At 70.4% G+C, this 17,407-nt stretch carries 14 protein-coding genes; 8 read left to right on the forward strand and 6 right to left on the reverse strand.

Annotated features, from left to right (window positions below; translation table 11 throughout):
- Positions 1 to 120: 120 nt before the first annotated feature.
- The 5 genes from VGB24_RS24775 to ettA all read left to right on the forward strand — a co-directional run bounded on the left by VGB24_RS24775 (position 121) and on the right by ettA (position 7,991).
- Complete coding sequence (locus tag VGB24_RS24775; RefSeq protein WP_331075618.1) at positions 121 to 903, forward strand: SDR family oxidoreductase; 783 nt, start codon at positions 121 to 123, stop codon at positions 901 to 903.
- Between the two features lie 651 nt (positions 904 to 1,554).
- Positions 1,555 to 3,723 (forward strand): fatty acid oxidation complex subunit alpha FadJ, encoded by a 2,169-nt coding sequence (gene fadJ, locus VGB24_RS24780; RefSeq protein ID WP_331075619.1) that lies wholly within the window; start codon positions 1,555 to 1,557, stop codon positions 3,721 to 3,723.
- 83 nt (positions 3,724 to 3,806) lie between these two features.
- Positions 3,807 to 4,700 (forward strand): MBL fold metallo-hydrolase, encoded by an 894-nt coding sequence (locus VGB24_RS24785; RefSeq protein WP_331075620.1) that lies wholly within the window; start codon positions 3,807 to 3,809, stop codon positions 4,698 to 4,700.
- A 757-nt stretch (positions 4,701 to 5,457) separates the two neighbouring features.
- Entirely contained in the window at positions 5,458 to 6,018 is a 561-nt protein-coding gene (locus VGB24_RS24790) for a shikimate kinase (protein ID WP_331024193.1), read from the forward strand.
- Between the two features lie 287 nt (positions 6,019 to 6,305).
- On the forward strand, positions 6,306 to 7,991 hold the full coding sequence (gene ettA / locus VGB24_RS24795; RefSeq protein WP_331075621.1) for an energy-dependent translational throttle protein EttA: 1,686 nt from the start codon (positions 6,306 to 6,308) through the stop codon (positions 7,989 to 7,991).
- Between the two features lie 105 nt (positions 7,992 to 8,096).
- On the opposite strand, the gene VGB24_RS24800 is transcribed toward ettA, so the two are convergent.
- Positions 8,097 to 9,668, reverse strand: coding sequence for a M56 family metallopeptidase (locus tag VGB24_RS24800; RefSeq protein WP_331075622.1), 1,572 nt, complete (start codon positions 9,666 to 9,668; stop codon positions 8,097 to 8,099).
- A gap of 3 nt (positions 9,669 to 9,671) precedes the next feature.
- Complete coding sequence (locus VGB24_RS24805) at positions 9,672 to 10,064, reverse strand: BlaI/MecI/CopY family transcriptional regulator (protein WP_331024189.1); 393 nt, start codon at positions 10,062 to 10,064, stop codon at positions 9,672 to 9,674.
- A 315-nt stretch (positions 10,065 to 10,379) separates the two neighbouring features.
- Between VGB24_RS24805 and VGB24_RS24810 the strand changes: the two genes are divergently transcribed.
- A complete protein-coding gene (locus tag VGB24_RS24810) occupies positions 10,380 to 12,278 on the forward strand; it encodes a YfbK domain-containing protein (RefSeq protein ID WP_331075623.1) in 1,899 nt (632 codons plus the stop codon).
- A gap of 297 nt (positions 12,279 to 12,575) precedes the next feature.
- On the opposite strand, the gene VGB24_RS24815 is transcribed toward VGB24_RS24810, so the two are convergent.
- The 4 genes from VGB24_RS24815 to VGB24_RS24830 form a co-directional block, all read right to left on the reverse strand.
- Positions 12,576 to 13,637, reverse strand: coding sequence for an LLM class flavin-dependent oxidoreductase (locus tag VGB24_RS24815; RefSeq protein WP_331075624.1), 1,062 nt, complete (start codon positions 13,635 to 13,637; stop codon positions 12,576 to 12,578).
- A 104-nt stretch (positions 13,638 to 13,741) separates the two neighbouring features.
- Positions 13,742 to 14,617 (reverse strand): sulfurtransferase, encoded by an 876-nt coding sequence (locus tag VGB24_RS24820; RefSeq protein ID WP_331075625.1) that lies wholly within the window; start codon positions 14,615 to 14,617, stop codon positions 13,742 to 13,744.
- A gap of 132 nt (positions 14,618 to 14,749) precedes the next feature.
- Positions 14,750 to 15,031 (reverse strand): CDGSH iron-sulfur domain-containing protein, encoded by a 282-nt coding sequence (locus VGB24_RS24825; RefSeq protein ID WP_331075626.1) that lies wholly within the window; start codon positions 15,029 to 15,031, stop codon positions 14,750 to 14,752.
- 50 nt (positions 15,032 to 15,081) lie between these two features.
- Positions 15,082 to 15,741, reverse strand: a complete 660-nt coding sequence (locus VGB24_RS24830) for a sulfite exporter TauE/SafE family protein (RefSeq protein ID WP_331075627.1) — start codon at positions 15,739 to 15,741, stop codon at positions 15,082 to 15,084.
- 242 nt (positions 15,742 to 15,983) lie between these two features.
- On the opposite strand from VGB24_RS24830, the gene VGB24_RS24835 reads away from it, so the two are divergent.
- Complete coding sequence (locus VGB24_RS24835; protein WP_331075628.1) at positions 15,984 to 16,457, forward strand: hypothetical protein; 474 nt, start codon at positions 15,984 to 15,986, stop codon at positions 16,455 to 16,457.
- Positions 16,458 to 16,736: 279 nt separating this feature from the next.
- Entirely contained in the window at positions 16,737 to 17,372 is a 636-nt protein-coding gene (locus VGB24_RS24840) for an NYN domain-containing protein (protein WP_331075629.1), read from the forward strand.
- Positions 17,373 to 17,407: the final 35 nt, after the last annotated feature.

The raw sequence follows: 17,407 nt of genomic DNA on the forward strand, positions 1-17,407 counted from the left end.
GTTCCGAGTGGATGAGCGGCGCTCACAATCCCCAGCATTTGCGCGGGTTTTCGCGCCGCTTAGATTGTCCGGCGCGACTCACCGGATGGACGGAGATCCCACCCTGGACGCGGGCCTGGAATGCGCGGTGTACGCGAGCTGTTCGACCTGACGGGGCGCGTGGCGCTGGTCACCGGCGGCGGCCGCGGGCTGGGCGAGCAGATCGCCCGCGGGCTGGCGCAGGCGGGCGCCGCGGTGGCGCTGGGATCGCGCAAGCGCGAGGCGTGCGCGGAAGTGGCCGGCGAGCTGTCGGCGGAGTATGGCGCGCGGACGGCGGCGCTGCGGCTGGACGTGTCGTCCGAGGACGAGGTGCGGGCCGCGTTCGACGAGGTGGAGGCGGAGCTGGGCCCCGTGGACCTGCTGGTGAACAACTCCGGCACCTCGTGGGGCGCGCCCGCCGCGGAGATGACGGTGGACGCCTGGCGCAAGGTGATGGAGGTGAACGCCACCGGCACCTTCCTCTGCTCGCGCGAGCTGGGGCGCCGGCTGATCGCCCGGGGTGCGCCGGGCGCCATCCTGAACGTGGTGTCCATCGCGGGGATGAAGGGAAGCCCGCCGGAGATCATGGACGCGGCGGGCTACAGCGCGTCGAAGGGCGCGGTGATCGCGCTGACGCGCGACCTGGCGGTGAAGTGGGCGCGCCACGGCATCCGGGTGAACGCGGTGGCGCCGGGCTTCTTTCCCACGAAGATGACGGAGCACGTGCTGGCCCACGCCGAAAAGGCCCTGTCGCGCCTGGTGCCGCTGGGCCGCGTAGGGGGAGACGATGAGCTGCTGGGCGCGGCGCTCTTCCTGCTCTCTCCCGCCGCGAGCTACGTCACGGGCCAGGTCCTGGCGGTAGACGGCGGCATGTCGGCGATGTAGAACGGGAAAGCCGTCGAAGCGTGATCGAATTCTCCCCCTCTCGCGCGCTTGCGGGAGAGGGGGCCGGGGGGAGAGGGCAGCCGGGGAGTGCGCCGGAGAGATCGAGGCGCACCAAGGCCGGCCAGCCTCACCGGCCGGCGCATCGGCAGCAGGGGACGCGCACTGGCTCCCTTCCCCCGCGCAGTTTGCGGGGGAAGGGCTGGGGATGGGGGGCGCCGCGGCATGCAACGCACCCTGTCGTTCCGGGACCGAAGTTCTCCCCTCTCCGCACAGCATTACCGTACGGGGTGGGGCCGGGGGAGGGGCCCCCGCGGGGGACGCGTCTCAAAGAACGGTGCTCGCTGCCGCGCCCAGGCTGAGAAGTGGCGCAGGCTAGATCCTTCGGCGCGCGTGGATTGAGGTGCGGGCTGGGTCGGTGCGCCTGCGCCTCAGGATGACAGGCTTTGGCGCAACGCCCTGACGAAGCGCACACGAATTCTCCCCCTCTCCCGCTTGCGGGAGAGGGGGCCGGGGGGAGAGGGCAGCCGCGGAGTGCGCCGGAGCGATCGAGGCGCACCAAGGCCGGCCAGCCTCACCGGCCGGCGCATCGCCAGCAGGGGACGCAATTGAAGTTGAGGTAGGGCCCAAACGAACAAACCAGGAGCCGGTGAGATGGCGACCATGCTGGACGAACCGACGCAGACCGCTTCCGCCGTGCGGATGGAGATCACCGACGGCCTGGCCGTGATCCGCCTGAACGATCCCAGCCGCCCCGTCAACGTCATCTCCGCCGGCCTGCTGGCCGAAATGACCGCGATCCTGGAGCGCCTGGAAGACGGCGAGGCCGGCGTGCGCGCCGCCGTCATCATCTCCGAAAAGAAGGGCACCTGGATCGCCGGCGCCGACATCGAGGAGTTCAAGCACTTCCTCACCCCCGCCGACGCCGAGGCCGCCAGCCGCGCCGGCCAGGAGATGCTCAACCGCCTGGAGCGCCTGGACATCCCCGTCGTCGCCGCCATCGACGGCGCGGCGCTGGGCGGCGGACTGGAAACGGCGCTGGCCTGCTCGTACCGCATCGCCACCGACAGCCCCAAGACCAAGCTGGGCCTTCCCGAGGTGCAGCTGGGCATCATCCCCGGCGCGGGGGGCACGCAGCGCCTTCCCCGGCTGATCGGCCTGCGGGCCGCGCTGGACCTGATGCTCACGGGCAAGCAGCTCGACGGCCGACGGGCCATGAAGACGGGCATCGTCGACGAGGTGGTGCCCGCGCCCGTGCTGCTGAGCGTGGCCAGCCGCGTGGCGCTGGAGCTGGCGGACCGCACGCGCCAGGCCAAGGCCGGCCGCGCCACGGGCTCGCCCGAGCGGCTGGAAAACCTGCTCCCCATGCGGCGGCTGATCTTCAGCAAGGCGCGGCAGGGGGTGATGGACAAGACCAAGGGGCTGTATCCCGCGCCGCTGCGCCTGCTCCGCGTGGTGGAGCGGGGGATCGACAAGCCCATCGAGCAGGGCTTCGCGCTCGAGGCGCAGGCCTTCGGCGAGCTGGCGGTGACGCCCGAGGCCCGCTCGCTCGTCCACGTCTTCTTCACCAGCACGGCCGCCAAGAACGACCCCGGCCTGCAGAGCCAGGCCAAGCCCAAGCACGTGGACCAGATCGCCGTGGTGGGCGCGGGGTTCATGGGCGCCGGGATCGCCGCCGCCTCGGCCGAGTCGGGGATCCGCGTGCGGCTGAAGGACGTGAAGCTCGAGGCGGCCGCCAAGGGCCTCAAGACCGCGCGCCAGAGCCTGAAGAAGCGGGCCGAGCGCAAGCGGATGAAGAAGTTCGAGGTCACCAAGCTGCTGGACCGCGTGCAGCCGACGACGGAGTACACGGGCTTTGCCGCGTCGGACCTGATCGTCGAGGCCGTGTTCGAGGACCTGGAGCTGAAGCACCGGGTGATCCGCGAGATCGAGGCGGCCACGCGCGAGGGCATCGTCCTGGGCTCCAACACCTCCACCATCCCCATCGCCCGCCTGGCCGAGGCGGCGTCGCGCCCGGACCACGTGATCGGCCTTCACTTCTTTTCCCCTGTGGAAAAGATGCCGCTGGTGGAGATCATTACCCACGCCGGCACCGCCGACTGGGTGACGGCCACGGCGCACGCGTACGCCAAGAAGATCGGCAAGACGCCCATCGTGGTGAACGACGCTCCGGGCTTCTACGTCAACCGCATCCTCTCGCCCTACATGGCCGAGACCGCGCTGCTGCTGCAGGAGGGCGTGCGGATGGAGGAGCTGGACGAGGCGATGACGGAGTGGGGCTTTCCCGTGGGCCCGGTGACGCTGTACGACGAGGTGGGGCTGGACGTGGCGCAAAAGGCGGGAAAGATCATGGCCGCCGCCTTCGCCAACCGCATGACGCCCAGCGACCTGATCGACCGCATGGTGGCCGGCGGGCGGCTGGGGCGAAAGAACGCAAAGGGCTTCTACCGCTACGACGGCGACGGCAAGAAGGGCGGCCCCGACGAGAGCGCGTACGCCGTGTTCGGCACCCCGCCGAAGAAGACGATGCCGGCCGAGGAGATCCAGGAGCGGCTGGGGCTGGCGATGGTGAACGAGGCGGTGCGGACGCTGGAGGAGGGCGTGCTGCGCAGCGCGCGCGACGGCGACGTGGGGGCGGTGTTCGGCATCGGGTTTCCCCCGTTCCGCGGCGGGCCGTTCTGGTTCGTCGACACCACGGGCGCGGCCGAGGTGCTGCGCCGGCTCCGGGCGCTGGAGCAGCGCTTCGGCGGGCGGTTCGCGCCGGCGCGGATGCTGGAGGAGATGGCGGCGGACGGGCGGCGCTTCTTTCCCGAGGGCGCCTGAGCGCCGCAGCCCCGGCCCCGGCGCGCGAGGTGGCGCCGGGGGTCCACCGCCTGTCCGTTCCCCTGCCGTCCCCCCCGAGCGAGGTGGCGGCTTGGGTAATCGAGGGCGACGACGGGCACGTGCTGGTGGACACGGGCATCGACACGCCGCCCGCCCGCGACGCGCTGCGCGAGGGCGCCGGGCAGATCGGCGTGACGCGCGAGTCGCTGCGCCACGTGGTGCTCACCCACGCCCACATCGACCACTACGGCCTGGCCGGCCCCGTCCGTGAGTGGAGCGGGGCCACGCTCAGCATCCACGAGCGCGAGGAGGAGCTGGCCACGCGCTGGGTGAACGGCTGGGCGCAGGACCGTCCCTCCGTGGAGCGCAGCTTCCTGGCGGGCGGCATTCCCGCGGGCGTCGCGCGGCAGCTGCTGGACGCGTCGGACCGCATCCACGCACGCTACCAGCATTACCCGCCCGACCACCTGCTGCGGGGGGACCGCGGCGCGCTTCCGGGCGGTGGCGGGTGGGAGTGGATCCTCACGCCGGGCCATTCGCCCGGGCACGTGACGGTCTATCACCCCGAGCGGCGCATCCTGATCGCGGGCGACCACGTGCTGCCGCGCATCTCGCCGAACATCGGCGCGGACCTGTACGCCGAGAACCCGCTGGCGGACTACCTGGCCTCCTTAGGGCGGCTGCGCGAGCTGCCGGTGGAGCTGGTGCTTCCCTCGCACGGCGAGCCGTTCGCGGACCTGGCGGGGCGGATCGACGGCATCGTGGCCCACCACCACGAGCGCAACGCGCAGACGGTGGAGCTGCTCACCCGCCCGATGACGGCGTTCGAGGTGACGCTACGCCTGTTCCCGGACCTTCCGCCGGACAACTTCCTGCACGCCCTGCGCGAGGCCCGCGCGCACCTGATCTACCTGGAGAGCGTCGGCCGGGTGGGACGCGACACGCGCGGCGGCGCCGAGGTCTGGCACCGGGACTGAGGCCCCACCCCCGGCCCCTCCCCGCACAAACTACGTGCGTAGAGGGGGGAACTTCGAGCGGGGTTCGACAGGGTGCCTCGCATGCCGCGGCAGCCCCCTCCCCCCGGCCCCCTTCCCCCGCTGCGCAGGGGAGGGGGAGATTTCAACGGCCTTCCGGGCACGCGCACGGCCATCTGTCATTCCAGAGGCCCGACATTCGCCCTCGCACGGCCATCTGTCATCCAGAGGCCGGAGCGCCCAATCTGCGCGCAGCACACCCCACGCGGGCCGAAGGATCCAGCCGCGGCCACGAATTACCTAGGGCGCGGCAGCGGTCACGATACCCGAGGCCGCGGCCCCGCTGGGGCCCTCACCCGGCCGCGCTGACACGCGTGCCACCCTCTCCCACAAACAGCGTGGGAGAGGGGGTACACACCTGAGTCAAGTGCGTCCGAAGCAGCCGAAGCGCGATTCAGGTCTCCCCCTCCCCTGCGAAGCGGGGGACGGGGGCCGGGGGGAGGGGGCTCCCAGAGGCATGCACCGGCACCCCGTCGAACCGGTGTGAATTCTCCTCTCTCCCGCGCAGTTTGCGGGGGAGAGGCCGGGAGAGGGGGCATCGCGGCATGCGCCAAACCCAGCCTACCGGCGTGAAGTTCCCCCCTCTCCGCACGTAGTTTGTGCGGGGAGGGGCCGGGGGAGGGGCCCCCGCGCGGCCCGCAACCTGCCTCGCCCCCACCGCCCATCCACATCCGCCACAATCGACCCGGAGAACGCCGCCGTGCCCGAGAACGGACTGCCGCCCGCGCTGGTCATTGAACGCGTGGTGCTGCTGGGCTACATGACCTCGGGCAAGAGCACCGTGGGGCAGGCGCTGGCGCGGCGGCTGGAGTGGGGCTTCCTGGACTTCGACGTGGAGATCGAGCGGCGGGAGGGCCGCACGATCAAGCAGATCATCGGCGCGGACGGGCAGGAGGCGTTCCGGCAGATGGAGGCGGCGCTGACCGCGGAAGTGGCCGAGCAGCCGAGGGTCGTCCTGGCGCCCGGCGGCGGATGGATCCTGCGCCCCGAGCAGCTGGACCCGCTGGGCGCCACCACGCTCTCCGTGTGGCTCCGCGTTTCCGTCGACGAAACCGTGCGCCGCCTGCGCGCCGACACCATCGACCGCCCGTTCCGCGAGCACCCCGACCCGCGCGGGATGATCGCGTCCATGCTGGCGGAGCGCGAGCCGCTGTACCGCCTGGCCGACGTTTCCATCCCCGCCGAGGGCCGCTCGCCCGAGGACATCGCCTTCGAGATCGAGACCATCATCCGCACCCGGCGCGAGGTGCGGCTGCGGTAGGGACGGGTAACCGCGCTCGGGACGGGGCACGGCGAGGACCCAACGGCGGCGGGCTCAGCGCGAAGTGTGTGGCGGATCCCTCGGTCGCTGCGGTCCACGGTGTACGGGCGAGTTCGGCGGGGCCGCTCCGTCGGGATGACAACGCCGGCCCGTGTGCGACCCACTGTTGTGACCGTGGTGACCTGATACCGTACTTGCCGCTGTTCCAACCGCGGTCCTCGTGGTATTTTCGGACCTCGAAAGCACCCCGCGGCCCGCCGCGCTGACCGTTTCCTGATCCTGATCCGATGAGCAATCTCGATACGTCCCGCTTCATCTACGTGATGAAGGAACTGCGCAAGGTGGTTCCGCCCAACCGCGAGATCCTCAAGGGCATCTGGCTGTCGTTCTACCCGGGCGCCAAGATCGGCGTCGTGGGCGCCAACGGCAGCGGCAAGAGCTCGCTGCTGCGCATCATGGCCGGCGTCGACAAGGACTTCAACGGCGAGGCGTGGGCCGCCGAGGGCACCCGCATCGGCTACCTGGCCCAGGAGCCGGAGCTGGACGCGGCGCTGGACGTGCGCGGCAACGTCGAAGAGGCCGTGCGGGCCCAGCGCGAGGTGCTGCGCCGCTTCGAGGAAGTGAACATGAGCTTCGGCGAGCCGGATGCCGACTTCGACAAGCTGCTCGAAGAACAGGCGCGGCTGCAGGACCAGATCGACGCGGCCAACCTGTGGGAGCTGGACCGCAAGATCGAGATCGCCATGGAGGCCCTGCGCCTGCCGCCGCCCGACGCGCGGGTGGAGAGCCTGTCCGGCGGAGAAAAGCGCCGCGTGGCGCTGTGCAAGGTGCTGCTGGAAGAGCCCGACATGCTGCTGCTCGACGAGCCCACCAACCACCTGGACGCCGAGTCGGTGGCCTGGCTGGAGCACCACCTGGCCGCGTTCACGGGCACCATCGTCGCCATCACCCACGACCGCTACTTCCTGGACAACGTGGCGGAGTGGATCCTGGAGCTGGACCGCGGCGAGGGCATTCCCTGGAAGGGCAACTACACCAGCTGGCTCGAGCAGAAGCAGGAGCGGCTGCGGAAGGAAGAAAAGCAGTCGTCCGCGCGCCAGCGCACGCTGGACCGCGAGCTGGAGTGGGTGCGGATGGCCCCGCGCGCGCGGCAGGCCAAGAGCAAGGCCCGCCTGACCAGCTACGAAGAGCTGCTGAACGCCGACCAGAAGGAGCGCGCCTCCACGGCCGAGATCATCATTCCCGCCGGGCCGCGCCTGGGCGATGAGGTGGTGGTGTCGGACGCGGTGGCCAAGGGGTACGGCGACAAGCTGCTGGTGGAAGACCTGAACTTCCGCCTGCCGCGCGGCGGAATCGTGGGCGTCATCGGGCCCAACGGCGCGGGCAAGACCACGCTGTTCCGCATGATCACGGGGCAGGAGCAGCCCGACGCGGGCGCGTTGAAGGTGGGCTCGACGGTCAAGCTGGCGTACGTGGACCAGAGCCGCGATTCGCTGAACGGCGAGAACACGGTGTGGCAGGAGATTTCGGCCGGGCAGGAAACGCTGGAGCTGGGCCGGCTGAAGATGAACTCGCGCGCCTACTGCGGGTGGTTCAACTTCAAAGGCAGCGACCAGCAGAAGCTGGTGAAGCACCTGTCGGGCGGCGAGCGCAACCGCCTGCACATGGCCAAGCTGCTGAAGGAAGGCGGCAACCTGATCCTGCTCGACGAACCCAGCAACGACCTGGACGTCGACACGCTGCGCGCGCTGGAAGACGCCCTGCTGAACTTTGCCGGCTGCGCGGTGGTCATCAGCCACGACCGCTGGTTCCTGGACCGCATCGCCACGCACATCCTGGCGTTCGAGGGCGAAAGCCGCGTCGTGTTCTTCGAAGGCAACTACCAGGAATACGAGGTCGACAAGAAGCGCCGCCTGGGCGCCGACGCCGACATCCCGCACCGCATCAAGTACAAGCGCCTGGTGCGAGCGTAACGTCCCTGCTGTAGGATGTACGAAAGAGGGTGGCCGCGAGCACGCGGCCACCCTCTTTCTCGTCTCCGCGTCCTCCGCGCCTCCGCGTGAGACCCGCTGTTGCGCTCAGTTCTGCGGCGTCTCGGGGGCGTGCGGGCCGCCGATGGCGGGGAGCGTGTCCGGCTCGTTCGGCTCGGAGAGGATGCGCACCGGTCGTTCGACCGGGCGCGCCTCGGGTGCCTTGCGGGCGGTGCGCGGGGGCTGGATGGCGCGGCCGGTGCCTGTGGGTACGCGCTGGGGCTCGCTCTGGCGCGGCCGGTACTCGTCCAGGCCCAGCGCACCGTTGAAGCGGAAGTCGTACTCCCGCGCCGAACGGGCCACCGGCGATGCGGCCAGCCGGGGCTCCGCCTGACCCAGTCCCCACGTGGCGCCGCGCCGGGCATCGGGGTCGCCGTCGCGCGCGGCGGCCCAGAGGTCGGCGAGGTTCACGTCGTACGTTACCTGCAGCTCGGGCCCGATCGACGGCCTGGGCGCGGCATCGCGCACGAGCGCAGTGGCCAGCGTCGGCCGAGTGGCGCTCGCGAGCGGTGCCGGCGAGGGCTCCGTGCGGGTGGGACGGCGATCGCCTGACGCCCGCGGCTGCGGGCGCGCGTGGTCGTCGATCGCAGCGGTGACGGTAGGCGTGGGCCGCGGAGCCTTGTCGTTCGTGCGGACGGACGGGGCGGCGGCGGCGAGCGGAAGAAGGGCCAGCGCCCCGGCCGCGGCGCACGCCAGGGCCACCCGTGCAGAGACGCTGTCGCGCGCGCGCGCGCCGTCCAGCACGGCCACCACGCGGTCCTCCAGCTGCGAGCGCGCCGCCATTCCCACCGCCGCGGCCGCGGTCAGGCGCGCCGGGCGAAAGGCGCGGGCGACGGCCAGCAGGTGGCCGGCATAGTCCGAGGCACGCGTGCCGGCGGCGAGCACCCGGTCGTCGCAGGCCTGCTCGCGCTCCTCGCGCATGCGGTGCGCGGCCCACCACGCGCCCGGGTGAAACCAGTACAGCGCGCAGCCCAGCGACGCCACCAGCTGCCACAGGCAGTCGCGCCGCGCCACGTGCGCAAGCTCGTGCAGCAGCACCACGCGCTGCCGCTCCGCCGTCCACGCGTCCGCCTCGGCGGGCAGGAGCACGGCCGGGCGCAGGACCCCCCACGTCATCGGCATCGCGCCGCCGGACGCGCGAAGGAGGCGCACGCGGCGGGTGACCCCCAGCTCCCGCGCCGCCGACACCATCCGCTCCTTCCACTCACCGCCATTGATCGGCGCCGCGCGGCTCGCGAGCGCGCGCACCGCGGCCTGCGCCACCACCAGGCGCACGAGCGCAATCAGCGCACCCGCCGCCCAGAGCGCGAGCGCGATGGTTCCCCACGGCAGCGCGGCCAGCGCCGCGGCGCGCGCACCGGGGACGAGGAGCGCGGGGTGGATGGCATCTACCGATACGAACGCCAGCTCCCAGTGCGGCAGGACGAGTGACAGCGCAGGCAGCGCGAGCAGCGAGACCATCGCCAGCGCCCACACCAGGTGCCGCGCCGCCGCCGACCGACGCCGCATCAGCGCCGCGGCCAGCGCGGCGGCGGCCAGCAGCAGCGTCCCGCGGGCCACCAGCCATACGGCGGGCGCCAGCCACGGGGCGGCATCGTGGGCGGGGAGCGGGATGGCCATCCGTCAGTGGCCCTGGCTGCGCGCCGTTTCGATCAGGCTGGCGATGCGCTCCAGCTCGGCTTCCGACATCCGGTTGCGCGATTCGTCCAGCAGCGCGGCGACCGCGGCCTCGGTAGACCCGCCGAAGAAGGTGCGCACCATGTGCGACAGCGCGCTGCGCCGCGCCGACTCACGCGGAACGGTGGGCAGATACAGGTAGCGAGGGCCGTCCTGTTCGTGCGCCAGGTGGCCCTTCTCTTCCAGGATGCGCATCAGCGCGCGGACGGCGGAGTAGCTGGGCGGCTCGGGGATGCGGTCCAGCACGTCGTTCACGCTGGCTTTTCCCAGCCGATAAACCACGTCCATGATCTGCCGCTCGCGGCGGCTGAGGTCGGATGCGGTGGATGCGTCGGGCATTGCGGCGGATGGTCGGGCGAATGGTCGGTCGCTAAGGAATTAGCAGCTTGCGAAGCGTAGGCGCGCGGCGGGAGGGTGTCAAGGAAAACGGACCCGGCCGCGCTGGTCCGGGGACGCGGAAATCGTGACACATCCGTGGTACAACCCGCGGGCAAGCGGGGAGTTCCACTGTCCACTGTGCTAAAATCTTACCTGTGGCGCCGGGGTGAAATCCGCATCACCATTGGATTGGAACGGGTGCGGCGCGGGGTCAGAAATCCGCGTCTGCCACGTTCCACCTCGGGTCCCTTTCCCACCTCCCAGAGGGAGATCGCCATGGCAACACGCTTCGTCAGCACCCTGTTCGCCCTGCTCCTGCTGCTCGCGTCCCAACCCGGCCGGGCGCAGGCGCCCGCGGTGGTCACGGGCCGCGTCACCCATCCGCAGGGCCAGCCCGAGGCCGGGGTCCTCGTCCGCATCCAGGCCTACAACCTGGGTGCGGTAACCACGACCGACGGCACGTACCGGCTGGTGGTTCCCGCCGAACGCATCCGCACCGGAACGGCGGTTCAACTCACCGCCAGCCGCGTGGGGCTGGGTGCCGTGACACGATCCATCACCCTTCAACCCGGCGCGACAATCGTCCAGAACTTCACGCTCGCTCCGCAGGCGCTGTCACTGGACGGCATCGTGGTGTCCGGGACCGCGCCGCAAGTCTCCAACCGGGAACAGCTGGGGGACGCGACCTGGTCCGGGAGCACGCCCGCCCCCGGGCCTCCGGGACGCGGCTACAACACGGAAGAATACAACCACATCGAGGAGAACGTCTTCCACACCGCCGCGCGTACCCCGCTCAGCACCTTTGCGGTGGACGTGGACCGGGCCTCGTACAGCAACGTCCGCCGTTTCATCCGCGACGGCGGGGCGCCCCCGCGCGACGCGGTGCGCATCGAGGAGATGGTGAACTACTTCTCGTACGCCTATCCCGATCCCACCGGCGAGCACCCGTTCGCCGTGGTAACCGAGGTGGGCGCGGCGCCGTGGAACCCGCGGCACCAGCTGGTGCGGATCGGGCTGCAGGGGCGGCGGTTGCCCCGGGCCGGCGTGCCGCCCAGCAACCTGGTGTTCCTGGTGGACGTATCCGGGTCGATGGACGAACCCGACAAGCTCCCCCTGGTGCAGCAGTCGCTTCGGCTGCTGGTGAACGAGCTTTCGGCGCGCGACCGGGTGGCCATCGTCGTCTACGCGGGCGCGGCGGGGCTGGTCCTGGAATCCACCCCGGGCGACCGCAAGGACGAGATCCTCGACGCCATCGAGCGGCTGCAGGCGGGCGGCTCCACCGCCGGGGCGCAGGGGATCCGGCTGGCGTACGAGGTGGCGCGGCGCAACCACATCGCAGGCGGGAACAACCGGGTGATCCTGGCCTCCGACGGCGATTTCAACGTGGGTGTCAGCAGCCAGGGAGAGCTGGTTCAGCTGATCGAGGAAAAGCGCGGGCAGGGCACCTTCCTCACCGTCCTGGGCTTCGGTACGGGCAACCTGGCCGACACGCGGATGGAGCAGATGGCTGACCACGGCAACGGCAACTACGCCTACGTCGACGACCTGATGGAGGGCCGCAAGGTGCTGGTCACCGAGATGGGTGGCACCCTGTTCACCATCGCCAAGGACGTGAAGCTGCAGGTGGAGTTCAACCCCGCGCGGGTGTACGCGTACCGCCTGATCGGGTACGAGAACCGCCTGCTCGCCGACGAGGACTTCAACGACGACCGCAAGGACGCGGGGGAGATCGGCGCGGGGCACTCCGTCACCGCGCTGTACGAGGTGGTGCCGGTGGGCGCCGACAGCGAGGTCCGCGTGGGAACGGTGGATTCGCTGCGGTACCAGCGCACGGACGCGGAGCCGGTGGGCGCCTTCGGAAGCGAGATGATGAACGTGAAGGTGCGCTACAAGGCGCCGGATGGTGACCACAGCCGGCTGCTTTCCCACGCGGTGCAGGTGCCCGCGCGCAACGGCGCCACCTCCGACGACTTCCGGTTCGCGGCGGCGGTGGCGGCGTTCGGAATGGTGCTGCGCGAGTCGGAGCACCGGGGGCGTGCGACGGTGCAGCAGGTGCTGACGCTGGCGCGCGGCGCCCGTGGTGGCGACGCCGAGGGCTACCGGGCGGAGTTCATCCGCATGGTGGAGGGCTATGCCCACATCCGCACGGCGGCGGCGCCCACGGGCGATCGGTGATTTGCGGGCGGGCTGATTGAATTCACCTCACCGGGACCCGAGGTGTGAACGAAGAAGCCCCGTGGCGAGCGGGGCTTCTTCCGTTGGTGGACCGACCGATCTCGGGGCCTCGGCTCCCTCGGGCGAATGAATTCGCTGCAACGACCACACGATGTCCGCCTGCGCGGACTGGCCTGTTCTCGTGTGATGCGGGCCGTGTGGCGCGCCCGGAGTGTGTGGCGGATCCCTCAGTCGCTGCGGTCTTGGGGCGTGCGGGCAGGTTCACCTTGGCCGCTCCATCGGGATGACATCGCGGATTTACCCGGCCGCGGGTCTTTCCGCGGCGCCGACGCCGAGTGCCTTGCGGACCGCGGGGGCGACCTCGGTTCCGAACAGCTCGATGCAGCGCATGATCTGCCGGTGCGGCATGGTGCCGATGCTGAACTGCAGCAGAAAGCGGTCGTGCCGAAAGATCTCGTGCTGAAACAGGATCTTGTCGATCACCTCGCTGGGGCTGCCCACCACCAGCGCGCCGCGCCGGGTCAGCTGCGCCTCGTACTGCTGGCGCGTGGTCGGCGGCCACCCGCGCTCCCGCCCGATGCGCGTCATTACGTCGGCGTAGGGCGGATAGAACTCGTCCGCCGCCTGGCGCGAAGAGTCGGCGATGTAGCCGTGCGAGTTGATGCTGACGGGGAGCTTCGCGGCATCGTGCCCCGCTCGGCCCGACACGTCGCGGTACAGCTGTACCAGCGGCGCGAACTGCTCGGGCATGCCGCCGATGATGGCCACGGCCAGTGGCAGCCCCAGCGTCGCCGCGCGGACCACGGACTGCGGCGTGCCGCCCACGGCGATCCACACGGGGAGCGGGTCCTGCACGGGGCGCGGATACACGCCCTGGCCGGTGAGCGGCGCGCGGTGCCTGCCCGACCAGGTGACGTGCTCGCTCTCGCGCAGCTTCAGCAGCAGCTCCAGTTTTTCGGAGAACAGCGCGTCGTAGTCCTGCAGGTCGTAGCCGAACAGCGGAAACGACTCGATGAACGATCCGCGCCCGGCCATGATCTCGGCACGGCCGCCGGAAAGCAGGTCCAGCGTGGCGAAGTCCTGGAACACGCGCACGGGATCGTCGGAGCTGAGCACCGTCACCGCACTGGTCAGCCGGATGCGCTTCGTCCGCTCCGCGCCCGCAGCCAGGACGACGGCGGGCGACGAGACCGCGTAGTCCGGACGGTGGTGCTCGCCCACGCCAAAGACGTCCAGGCCCACCTGGTCGGCCAGCTCCATCTCTTCCATCAGGTCGCGCAGCCGCTCCGCCGCGTTCACCGTGCGCCCGGTGACGGGATCGGGCGCGACTTCCGCGAAGGTGTAGATCCCCAGTTCCATCGTATCTCCTGGCGAAACGATTGGATCACGCAGAGACGCAGAAACGCAGAGAGAAACCGCGGCCTCTCTCTGCGTCCCTGCGTCTCTGCGTGAGACCGATCAGTTCATTTTTCGATGGGCAGCCGCACGGCGTTGCCCCACTCCGTCCACGAGCCGTCGTAGTTGCGGACGTTGGAGTAGCCCAGCAGGTACGTCAGCGCGAACCAGGTGTGCGACGAGCGCTCGCCGATGCGGCAGTAGGCGATGGTGTCCTGGTCCGGCTTCAGCCCGGCGCCCTGCTCGTACAGCGCGCGCAGCTCCTCGGCGCTCTTGAACTCTCCCGTGTCCACGTTCACCGCCCGCGCCCACGGCACGTTCTGCGCGCCGGGGATGTGCCCGCCGCGCATGGCGCCTTCCTGCGGGTAGTCGGGCATGTGCAGCTTTTCGCCGCTGAACTCCTCGGGCGAGCGCACGTCGATCATCTGCCCGCGGCGCTTCACGTGGTCCAGCACGTCTTCGCGGAAGGCGCGGATGGCCTCGTCGTCGCGCCGGGGCGTGGGATACTCGGCCGGCGCGACCGTGGGCAGGTCTTCGGTCAGCGGCCGCCCCTCGTCCGACCACTTCTTGCGCCCGCCGTCCATCACCTTCACCCGCTCGTGGCCGAACAGGCGGAACACCCACAGCGCGTACGTGGCCCACCAGTTGTTCTTGTCGCCGTAGAACACCACCGTCGTGTCCGGAGAGATGCCCTTTTCGCGCATCAGCGCCGCAAACGACTCCGCATCCAGGTAGTCGCGCATCAGCGGGTCCTGGAGGTCGGTGTGCCAGTCGATGCGCACCGCGCCGGGGATGTGCCCCGTGTCGTACAGCAGCACGTCCTCGTTGCTTTCCACGATGCGCACGGCGGGGTCGTCCAGGTGCCCGGCCACCCACTCCGTCGATACCAGCCCATCGGGCTTCGCGTAGCCGCGCTGCTCGATGGGCAGCGATTCCGTCGCCATCCTCGTCCTCCGTTTATGAAAGCCGTTCCGCCGCGTGCGGCGCCCGTGCAGGCCAGGGAAGCAGAACGCCCGGTACGCTGCAACCAGCGGACCGGGCGTGGGGAACGATGCTACCGGCGCGCCGGTGCAGTGTCAAGCAGCCGGTGCGCCGCCCTGGGGTGCCCCACCCTCCATCTCGCGAACGGCCCGCTCGGCGGCGGCAAAGCCGACCCGGCTGTGCGTGCCGTCGCAGAACGGCTTGCGGACAGATGCGCCGCAGCGGCAGAGCTTCACCTGCTTGCCCGCGGGCACCGGGTACTCGGTGCCGTCGGCGTCAACCAGGCGAAAGGGGCCATCCACCAGCAGCGGCCCGTTGTTCCTCACCTGGATGGTCACCGGCGGTACGCCCGCCTGCGGCTCGTTTCCTTCCTGCATCGGATTCCTCGACAGTCGTTGAAAGTTGTGCCCCTCGCGCGGCAAGCTCGTCACGCCGGGAGGGCCGCGTTCACCATCCACAGCACCCCGATGGCCGCGCTCCCCAAAGCCGTCATTGCACGCAACGTTCCGGCCAGCGCGGGCCCGCGGTTCGCCGCGCGGGTGAACAGCGCTCCGGCCGCCACGGCGTACAGCGCCATCGCCACCGTGGTCCCCACGCCGAACAGGGCCAGGTACCCCGCCGCCTGCCACGCCGAGCCTGCCGCCGTGGCCGAGAGCGCGGCCACCAGCGGCGCCGTTCCCGACAAGCCGTGCGCCAGCCCCACCCACAGCGACCCGCGGCCGTGGTGGTGATGGTGCGCGTGTGCCTCGTCCGCGGACGCCTCGCCCGCCAGCCGGTGGGCGCGTTCGTGGAGCACGTTCCACAGCAGCCACAGCCCCAGCCCCAGCAGCATGGCGCCCACGCCGAACTCCAGCCCGCGGGCCAGGAGCTCCGGCAGCTGAACGTTCAGTGCCACCAGGATGCAGCCGACCACGAGAATGGCGGCGGAGTGCCCCGCGCCCCAGCGCACGCCGAAGCCCAGCGCCTGCAGCGGCCGGGGGCGGCGCGACACGAAGGTGGTGACCGCCGCCATGTGGTCGGGCTCCAGCGCATGCGCGAAGCCCGCGACCAGGGCGGTCACGGGAGCAAGAACCTGCAGTGAGTCCATGGGATTCGGATGGTTACGAAAGCAGAGCGGCCCGCGCGCGGAAGGCACGCGGGCCGCATCAGTGTACCGGCTCAGGGTTCCCGGGTCAATCGTGATCAGCACCCTCGCGGCGCACCGCGGCTTCGCACGGATTCCCATCCAGCCCCCGGTGACGTGCAGCATTTGCCCGACCCCAAGGGAACGTCGATTGCAAGTCCCTGGCGGGCCAGGACAGGCCACACACCGAAGCCAAGGGAGGCACCATGCGCTACGATGGCGGATATGGGCGCGGATACGGCCGCGACATGGGCGGGCGGCCGCCGATGCGGGGATACGACTACGGGCTGCGCGGGTTCTACGAGACGGCGCCCCAGCGGCCGCCGGTGCGCACGCGGGTGGCGTATGACGAGGGGATGCGCGGCGGGGGCGGAGGCGGGGGGTACGACCGCGGGTACTACGGGCGCCCCGCGTTCAGCAACCGGGTGACGCAGCGGTACAACCGCGAGTACGTGCACCCCACGCCGGCGCGGTACGAAACCAACTACAACGCGTTCGGCGGCGACCACGAGGGGCGCATCGTGGACGTCACGGGCTACTGGCGGCCGTACAACACCATCGGCGGGTCACGGACCATGCGCGGCGGCGGCATGCCCATGGGCTGGGAGCGCGAGGCGAACTACCGCTACGACGCCGAGTTCCGCGGCTACGGCCGCGACTTCTACGGTCCCATGCGCTGACGGACCGGCCAGAGCATCTGCGGAACGGAGCGGGGCCGCGAGAGATCACCTCTCGCGGCCCCGGTCCACTCCCGAATCTGAGTCACGTGCTCCTGTTTACGCTGTGCACTTACATGGCGTAAGCACCAATGGCTGCTCGAAATCGTGGGACTTGACGCGGCCCTGCGGTGTGCATATACTTACATCCAGTTCGTCACCGGCAGCCCTTCGGGACTGTGCGGTTTATGGCAGCGAAAGGCCGCGTCTTGCACGCGGCCTTTCGCACGTTTGGAGGGCAGCATGGAACCGGTCCATACCCCACCCGCCACCGCAAGCACAGCTCGCAAGCCTCGTCTTCTCATCCTGGTGGATGGGACCAACTTCCAGGCGTCCATGCGCGAGGCTGGGCTGGAGTACCCGATCGACTTCCCCAGGTTAGCCCACCAACTCGCCAAGAGTGTGGATGGCGGCGCGATTCTCGTGAAGCTTCGGTTCTATGCGGCCGCGAGCGCCAATCGCGAGGTGCGGAAACGTGAAGCCGTGCTTTTCGATGTCCTCCGGCGGTCCTCAGCGACGGAACTGGTCGAAGGCTGGCACGAGCGGAAGCAGTGCAGCCAGTGTCGCGCGCCGTACCACCGCGAGAAGGAGACAGACGTCAATCTCGCGGTCGATCTGGTGGATGGGGCCCATCGTGACAAGTACGATGTCGCGCTCGTCATCAGCGCCGATTCCGACTTCGTGCCCGCCATGGAACGTGTTCGCACAGTCACGAAGATCCGCGACGGTGTGCCCGCCCAGAAACGGGTAGTGTGGGGGCACTTTCCACATCAGGCGCACGTAAGGCGCATCGAGCGGGCAAGTGGCGAAACCTTCCTTCTGACGGACAAGCTTCTGCGCACGTGCAAGCGCCACAACCTGAATCGACCCGATAAGTAGCACCGCTGGCGGTCGAGTTGCCCAATACCGGAACG

The organism is Longimicrobium sp., from assembly GCF_036399935.1.
Lineage (GTDB): Bacteria > Gemmatimonadota > Gemmatimonadetes > Longimicrobiales > Longimicrobiaceae > Longimicrobium.